Here is a 5,164-nt window from a genome sequence, read left to right as displayed (position 1 = left end):
CGCCCTGCACCACGGGCGCCGCCATGGCGCCAGCGGCGCCCGCGGCCGGCGCGGCGCCGCCGCTGCTCTTGAGCGCCGCGGCGGCCTGGCCGAGTTCGCCGGACAGCTGGCGCAGTTCCTGCAGGATGGATTTGGCCGCGGCCTTGCCCAGGAACATCAGCATTTTCTTGAGCATCTCGATGCGCTGCTTGATCTGCGAGACGCGGGAACGGGCGAAGTCCTGGCGCGACTGGGCCGCATCGACGGCGAGCTGCGAGATGGCCTTGCGCGCCTTGGCGGCGCGCTCCAGGGCGTCGTCGCTCAGCACCACGCGGACCGAGACTGGGCGATCGCTGGCCGCGGTTTCCGGGTCCTGCGCCTTGGTATCGGCGTCGGCGTCGCGTCTGGCGGCGCGCGGATCGTTGCCCGTGGGGGCGGCGGGGGGAAGGACGCTGTCGGTGGCCAAGGGCTGCATGGGAGATTCCGGTAAGGCGGGACACGTGGCATCGGGGACGGGCCGGGCGGCCGCTGCCCGCGATGGCGAGGTGACACGACATGTACGGCAGTCCGGCACGCATTCTTTAACCGGAGGGAGGCGGGAATCGGTCCGAGAACACGCCGTGGCCATGCGGCGGTGGTATCTTCTGCCCCATGTCCGCCCGTGATTCCTCCCTGTCCCTGTCCAGCGCGCCGGTGGCGCCCGGCGCCGCTCAGCCCTACGTGCAGGCCGCCGGCACCACGCGCACCCTGCACTTTTCCGAAAAGGTGATCCAGAGCCGCATGTCGACGCTCAACCCGGACGCGCTCGACCTCGAATACACGCGGATGATGATGGGGTTCGTGCTGTTCGCGCCGGAGCCCGCCGACATCCTGATGGTGGGGCTGGGCGGCGGTTCGCTGGCCAAGTTCTGCCATCGCTACCTGGCGCGCTCGCGCATCGAGGTGGTCGAGATCGATCCGGCGGTGATCGCGCTGCGCGAGGCGTTCATGGTGCCGTCCGACAGCGACCGCTTCCGGGTGGTGCAGGCCGATGGCGCCGATCACGTGCGTGGCCTGCGCGAGGCCGCCGACGTGCTGCTGCTCGACGGTTTCGACGATGCCGGGATTCCGGACGCGCTGTGCTCGGCGGACTTCTACGCCGACTGCCACCGCGCGCTGCGCGACGACGGCATCCTGGTGATCAACTTCCATGTGAATCATCCGCTTCACCACGAGTACCTGGACCGGGTGCGGGCCGCGTTCGGCAGCGCGATGTTCGAAGTGGTGGACGACGACATGACCAACAGCATCGTGTTCGCCTGCAAGGGCGATCTGCTGGACGATCCGGCGGCGGCCGACCTGAAGCGGCCGGCCGCCATCGCCAAGGACGCCTGGCGCCAGCTGATGCCGACCCTGCGCGTGATCGGGGCGACGCGGGAATTGAAGTAGCGCCATGGCCGGCTGACGGCGCGGCCGTCCAACATCTGGTTGCGGGCGGCGGGCTTTTGTTGCAACTGGCCGGCCAACGTGTCGCGAGGGCTTGATAGCATCCCCGCTTTCCCCCGACAGGCAGGCTCCCGACCATGAGTATCTTCTCCCGCTTTTTCGGCCGCTCCGATTCACCGGGCGAGACCGCGGCCTTGACGGCCAATCCCGATATCGACAATCCGTTGAGCCTGCAGGTCGTGTTCGCGGCGCCGCTGGCCGTGAAGGCCGATGCGTTGGCGGCGGCCTTGCGCGCCTATCACCCGGAGACGCGCCAGGCGCGCGCCGAGATCGAGCCGGACATGCCGCAGCTGCTGGGCATGGTCGGCTGGGGCAAGCACGTGGTGCGCCTGGTGGGATTCGACGCGCCGTTGCCGCACGATGCCCTGGAAGTCTGCGTGGCGCCGGCGCACTACCCGGCGCAGGTCAAGGAACAGGTGCGCGCCCACGTCAGCCACGTGCTGCTGTATTACGCCGGCTTCGACGAGGATCCGCTGGAGCAATACGTGGCGATGGCCGCGGTGGCCGGCGCGTTGGGCCGCTTCAACGCGATCGCGGTGCTGAACGAGCATGCGCATACTTCGCTGCCGGCCGGCGTCTTCACCGACGATTCGCTGGGCGACGAAAGCCTGGAGGTGCTGCGCTCATTGCCGCTGACTATGCTGTATTGCGGCTTCGTGAAATACGAGGTCGAAGGCGTGCAGGGCGTGTGGATGCGCACCTACGGCGGCGACGCCTTCGACCTGCCCGATTTCGCCGTGCTGGCCGACGGCCACCACCAGGGCGAGGAGTATTCCGGCATGTTCAACAACATCATGGCCTACATGCTCGACAGCGGCGCCGAACTGGCCGCCGGGCATACCATGCAGATCGGCGAAAACCGCTACATGAAGCTGCGCGAGCCGCAGGAAGCCGAGTACTACCTGCAAGGCCCGGGCCCGGTGCTGGTGGCGGAGATCATCGACGCCTCGCAGATCAACCAGCCCGAAGCCGACACCCAGCACTGACGCCCCGCCGGGCCGGCGTTCGTCCGGCCCATCGCGGCGCCCCGGCCGGGCGCCGCCGCATCCTGCCTTTTCTTCCCTCTAAATGGTTTCATTTGGAAATATTATTTCCAGGGAAGCGCTATTTTTGTCCTGATAAAAAAGTGCCGTAATACGGTATGTCAAAAATAGGACATGTAGAAGCGCCGTCATAGGCCATCAATCGCCGGAGTTACGGGCATTAATGCGAAATACCGCATTTCGATCCGTCACTTCCAAATATGACCTATGTATTCAATTGTATATACTCGCTGCCGGATTTCTTTCTTTCAATCGACGCCCGGCGGGGTTTGGCGCGGGCTTGCAGGAGAGTGGCATGTTGAAGAAGGCTGTACAGCTTGGCGCGGTAACGATGTTGTCGCTGGTGGTCGCGGGTTGCGCCACCGAACGCTCCCAGTCCGTGGCGGTCCCCGCCGTGGCAGCGGCCAGCAAGCCCTATCAAGGCGTGCGCAGCCCGATTTCGGTGGGCAAGTTCGACAACCGCACCAACTACCTGCGTGGCGTGTTCTCCGACGGCGTGGACCGTCTGGGCGGCCAGGCCAAGACCATTCTCGTCAGCCATCTGCAGCGCAGCGGCCGGTTCCAGGTGATGGACCGCGAGAACCTCTCCGAGATTGCCCAGGAAGCGGCGTTCAACAAGAAGGCCAGCCAGATCAAGGGCGCGCGCTACGTGGTGACGGGCGACGTGACCGCCTTCGGCCGCAAGGTGACGGGCGACCAGCAGTTGTTCGGCATTCTCGGCCGCGGCAAGGAACAGGTGGCCTACGCCAAGGTCGACCTCAACGTGGTCGACGTGACGACGTCCGAAGTGGTGTATTCCGCGTCCGGCGCCGGCGAATACAGCCTGTCCAACCGTGAAGTCATCGGCTTCGGCGGCACCGCCGGCTACGACTCGACGCTGAACGGCAAGGTGCTGGATCTGGCGATCCGCGAAGCGGTCGACCGCCTGGTCGACGGTATCGAACAGGGCGCCTGGCAGCCCGCCCAACAGTGAGAGGACGTCCCATGTTGAACAATCTGGCGAAGGGTCGCCCGGTCGCGCTCGGGCGCGCCGGTCGCATCCTGGCGGTGGCCGCCCTGGCGGGCGCGCTGAGCGCGTGCGCGCAACCCAAGAGCATGTACAGCTGGCAGTCGTACCAGCCCTCGGTCTACGCCTACCTCAAGGACGACGGCGCCGACCACGCGGCGCAGACGCTGGCGATGGAAAAGAACATCGAGACCGCGCGGGCGACCAACGCGGAACTGCCGCCGGGCTTCCGCGCGCATCTCGGCATGCTGTACCTGAAGATGGGTGAAGGCGCCAAGGGTGTGGAACAGCTGGAAGGCGAAAAGGCGGCCTTCCCGGAGGCCAAGCCGTTCATGGACTTCCTGCTGCGCAATGCCAGCAAGACCGCGGAAAACGCGCCGCAGGCCACTCAGCCCGAGGCGGCAAAGCCCGAGGCGCCGGCTGGCCAGGCCGCGCCCGCGCAACCATCCAAGAAGGGAGCCTGACATGACCACGACCCTCCGTATCGCCGTTCTGGCGCTGGTGGCCCTGCTGGCCGGTTGCGCCGCGCCGCAACGCAATGTGGACTACGCCGCCTTCCGCGAAAGCAAGCCGGCGTCGATCCTGGTGCTGCCGCCGCTCAATACCTCGGTGGACGTGGCCGCGACCGCCGCGGTGCTGTCGCAGGCCACCCTGCCGCTGGCGGAATCGGGTTACTACGTGATCCCGGTGGCGGTGATGGAAGAGACGTTCAAGCAGAACGGCCTGACCAGCGCGGATGAAATCCATGAACTGCCGGCGCCCCGGCTGCGCGAGATTTTCGGCGCCGACGCCGCGTTGTACATGACCGTCAAGCAGTACGGCTCGAGCTACGCCGTGCTTTCCAGCTCGATCACCGTCTCCATCGACGCCGCGCTGGTCGACCTGCGCACGGGCGCCAAGCTGTGGGATGGCAGCAAGCAGGTGGTGCAGGCCAGCAATGGCGGCGGCGGCCTGATCGGCATGCTGGTGCAGGCAGTGGTGGACCAGGTGGTCAACACGCTGTCCGATCGCAGCTTCGGCGTGGCGGGCATGACCAACAACATGCTGCTCAGCGCCGGCACGCCGGGCGGCATCCTGTACGGCCCGCGTTCGCCGCGCTACGCCGCGCAGTAAGTCCCCGACGCTCGCATCGGGTCGCACAGCCCTCGAACCGTTGCCACCGTTCGAGGGCTGTGTCGCATTCGGCGCCCGCTGGCGTGGGCCGTCCGATCAGGCCGCGCAGTTCGCGCTCTGCGCCACGCGGCGCCGGGCCGGCCAGACGCGCAGGGCCAGGGCGCCGAGCGCCGCCGCCGTGGCCACCGCGGTCACGCCGATCCAGCCCCAGTGCGCCAACGCCAGGCTGCCGAGCGCGCCGCCCGCGGCCATGCCGATGAAGACGCTGACCATCAGCACCGCGTTGAGCCGGCTGCGCGCGGCGGGGTCGATGCCGTAGACGATGCTCTGGTGCGCGATCAGCGCCACCTGGATGCCCAGGTCGAAGCCGATGGCGCTGGCGGCGATCAGCCACAGGCCGGATTGGGCCGACAGCAGCGGCAGCAGCGCCATGGTGGCGAACGACACCGCGGTCAGCGCGGCGCCCAGGCGGCTGACGGCGTTGGGGCCGCGCCGGTCGGCGTAGCGGCCGGCCAGCGGCGCCGCCAGGGCGCCAGCG

At 67.7% G+C, this 5,164-nt stretch carries 7 protein-coding genes; 5 read left to right on the top strand and 2 right to left on the bottom strand.

The features are described from left to right. The coding region (locus H0523_RS31460) for a hypothetical protein (protein ID WP_218950890.1) at positions 1-454 on the bottom strand (454 nt) is incomplete at its 3' end. Positions 455-630: 176 nt separating this feature from the next. On the opposite strand from H0523_RS31460, the gene H0523_RS31455 reads away from it, so the two are divergent. The 5 genes from H0523_RS31455 to H0523_RS31435 all read left to right on the top strand — a co-directional run bounded on the left by H0523_RS31455 (position 631) and on the right by H0523_RS31435 (position 4,626). Further along, a complete protein-coding gene (locus H0523_RS31455; protein WP_054434023.1) occupies positions 631-1,407 on the top strand; it encodes a fused MFS/spermidine synthase in 777 nt (258 codons plus the stop codon). Between the two features lie 134 nt (positions 1,408-1,541). Beyond that, positions 1,542-2,450 carry a DUF4261 domain-containing protein gene (locus H0523_RS31450; protein WP_054434022.1) on the top strand — a complete coding sequence of 303 codons (909 nt, stop codon included), beginning with the start codon at positions 1,542-1,544 and terminating at the stop codon, positions 2,448-2,450. Positions 2,451-2,802: 352 nt separating this feature from the next. After that, positions 2,803-3,480: a CsgG/HfaB family protein gene (locus tag H0523_RS31445; protein WP_035359874.1), complete on the top strand. Its 678-nt coding sequence runs from the start codon at positions 2,803-2,805 to the stop codon at positions 3,478-3,480. Positions 3,481-3,491: 11 nt separating this feature from the next. Beyond that, positions 3,492-3,977: a DUF4810 domain-containing protein gene (locus tag H0523_RS31440; RefSeq protein WP_054434021.1), complete on the top strand. Its 486-nt coding sequence runs from the start codon at positions 3,492-3,494 to the stop codon at positions 3,975-3,977. A 1-nt stretch (position 3,978) separates the two neighbouring features. Beyond that, a complete protein-coding gene (locus tag H0523_RS31435; RefSeq protein WP_054434020.1) occupies positions 3,979-4,626 on the top strand; it encodes a DUF799 domain-containing protein in 648 nt (215 codons plus the stop codon). 96 nt (positions 4,627-4,722) lie between these two features. Here the strand turns inward: H0523_RS31435 and H0523_RS31430 are convergent. Continuing rightward, on the bottom strand, positions 4,723-5,164 hold a 442-nt coding region (locus tag H0523_RS31430; RefSeq protein ID WP_180180293.1), incomplete at its 5' end, for an MFS transporter.

The sequence above is a fragment of the Achromobacter insuavis genome, from assembly GCF_902859645.1.
Classification (GTDB): domain Bacteria; phylum Pseudomonadota; class Gammaproteobacteria; order Burkholderiales; family Burkholderiaceae_B; genus Achromobacter; species Achromobacter insuavis.
Note: the sequence above shows the minus strand (reverse complement) of the source record. Positions and strands in the feature narration are given on the sequence as shown.